The organism is Pseudomonas sp. R62 (assembly GCF_000257605.1).
GTDB classification, from domain to species: Bacteria; Pseudomonadota; Gammaproteobacteria; order Pseudomonadales; family Pseudomonadaceae; genus Aquipseudomonas; species Aquipseudomonas atacamensis.
In genome coordinates, this window is the sequence record NZ_JH635998.1 from 218,374 (window position 1) to 220,566 (window position 2,193).

Sequence of the window (2,193 nt, forward strand, 5' to 3'; positions counted from 1 at the left end):
GAACACATCACGCCGCCGTCATCTGCTCCCACCAGCCGATCAATCTGATCGCTTCTTCCGAACTGCTGCCGCACACCTCGACATCCGCAGCGAAGCCCGAGCACACAGCCGGACGTTCCGGACGGCCGAAAATGCTGCACAGGTTATCGACCGACAGTTGCACGCAACGTTCGCCGGCGGGCTTGCCATCGGGCATGCCGGGAATCGGCGAACTGATGGAGGGGGCAATGCAGCAAGCGCCACAGCCTTCACGGCATTTCATGACGAACAGATCCTCGCGACGGGCGATGTGTAAAGAGACGGGAAACAGAGTAACCGCTAAAACGGCTGTTTCAAATTGCTACAAGCGGCTTTTCAACGATAAGTAAAAGTGACCGGGCAGTCTCCGACGAAGCGTCTGCTCTGCGCGTTGCAGAGGGCTGCATCTATTGCTTGAATTCGAAATCCAGCGCCGCGCCTTCCACATCGCGTCGCGCTTCGTTGCGCAATTGCAACTCCATTTCATTGCTGAGCAAGCGGCCGTTGAGCTGGAAGCCGTTATCTTTCTCGCCAAACATCTGCGGCAGGATCGCCTCGCGTTTGGGCAGCTCCACGGTGCCCTTTGGCTTCAGGTCTTCAACCATTTCCTTGGGCAGGCTGAGATCGAGTTTTGCCGGCGGCAATTTGGTTTTGGCCACTTCGCTGGCGGATTTCGACTTCGAGGCAACCGGGCGGCGCTTCTTCACCGTGGCGTTTTTTTTCGCCTGGGCTTTTTTTGCCGGAGCCGCGGTTTTGGTGGCTTTGTTCGTGGTACTGGTCGCTGCCGGTTTTTCCTGGGCTGCGGCCGCCATGACACCCGGTGCCTGACCGATCATCAACAAACCCAGCAATACCCACGCGGCAGGAACAATCGCTTTCATGGACCCAACGAACTAACGGCAGAGGGCCACATGCTCGCTTGTTGTGCGTCACATGACAAGCCTCAGCGCCCTCCCCGTTCAGAATCCGCCAGCGGTTTCCTGACACAGTTGGGTGGCCAACAGACCCAACGTCATCAGCGCCCGCTCCGCTTCGCGGTTCCACGGAATGCCGCAGTTAAGGCGGATGCAGTGGTTGAACTGCTCGGTATTACTGAAGATCAGCCCCGGGGCGATGCTGATGCCTTGTTGCAGCGCGCGGACATGCAATTCCTGAGTATTGACCCGCCCCGGCAAGCTCACCCAGAGGATGAACCCGCCCGTAGGCCGGGACATTTGCGTGCCCTCGGGGAAGTGCTGCTGCACCGCCAGCTGGAACGCGCTGAGGTTTTTCCGGTACTCCTGACGGATGTAGCGTAAATGCCGGTCATAACCGCCGTTTTCCAGATACGCGGCAATCGCCATCTGCGTAACGCTGCACGCCGAATGGGTGCTGAAGGTTTGCAGGCGCTGGATTTCCTGTTGGTATTTGCCGGCGATCATCCAGCCGATGCGCACACCCGGTGACAGGGTTTTGGAGAAGCTCGAGCAGTAGATCACCCGATCCAGGCGGTCGTAGGCTTTCAGCGCTTTGGTGCGGCCCTGTTCGAACATCAGTTCGCCGTAGATATCGTCTTCGACAATCTGAATGTCGAAATCCGAGGCCAGACGCAACAACTGTTTCTGCCGCTCTTCCGGCATGGTCCCGCCGAGGGGATTGCTCAGGCGCGTGGTCAGCACAAGTGCCTTGATCGACCATTGGTTGGCGGCCAGTTGCAAGGCCTCCAGGCTCATGCCGGTGGCGGGATCGCTGGGGATTTCGATGACTTTCAGGCCGAGCAGATCGGCCAGTTGCAGCAGGCCGTAATAGGTCGGCGATTCGGCAGCGATCAGATCGCCCGGCCGGGTCAGCACGCGCAACGACATCTGCAAGGCGTCGACACAGCCGTGGGTGATCACCACTTCCGACGGATCGACAACCACGCCAGCGTCACGCATGCGGATCGCCACTTGCCGGCGCAGCGGCTCGAAGCCGGGGCTGAACATATAGCTGAACGCCCGTGGACTGTGAAACCGAGTGACCTTGGCCAGTTGCTGATGCAGCGCGCGCACCGGCAGATAATCGACACTCGGCACCGCAGCGCCCAGCGGAAACACGCCTTCGCGGCGGGATTCGACCAATACCTGTTGAATGATGCTGCTGCGCGTCACCAGCCCCGGCCGTTCGACCCGGGCGATGTCCGGCGTCGGCGCGGTC

Annotated in this window: 3 protein-coding genes; all 3 read right to left on the reverse strand. The window is 60.0% G+C overall.

Features of this window, described 5'->3' with window-relative positions; all coding sequences use genetic code 11:
• Positions 1-7 precede the first annotated feature (7 nt).
• On the reverse strand, positions 8-262 hold the full coding sequence (locus OQK_RS02435; protein WP_016770949.1) for a YkgJ family cysteine cluster protein: 255 nt from the start codon (positions 260-262) through the stop codon (positions 8-10).
• Between the two features lie 163 nt (positions 263-425).
• Positions 426-899, reverse strand: a complete 474-nt coding sequence (locus tag OQK_RS02440) for a hypothetical protein (protein ID WP_016770950.1) — start codon at positions 897-899, stop codon at positions 426-428.
• Positions 900-977: 78 nt separating this feature from the next.
• The coding region (locus OQK_RS02445; protein ID WP_038860456.1) for an aminotransferase-like domain-containing protein at positions 978-2,193 on the reverse strand (1,216 nt) is incomplete at its 5' end.

Coding starts and splice junctions, on each gene's coding strand:
- OQK_RS02435 (WP_016770949.1), bottom strand. CDS start 262: ATGAAATGCCGTGAAGGCTGTGGCGCTTGCTGCATTGCCCCCTCCATC.
- OQK_RS02440 (WP_016770950.1), bottom strand. CDS start 899: ATGAAAGCGATTGTTCCTGCCGCGTGGGTATTGCTGGGTTTGTTGATG.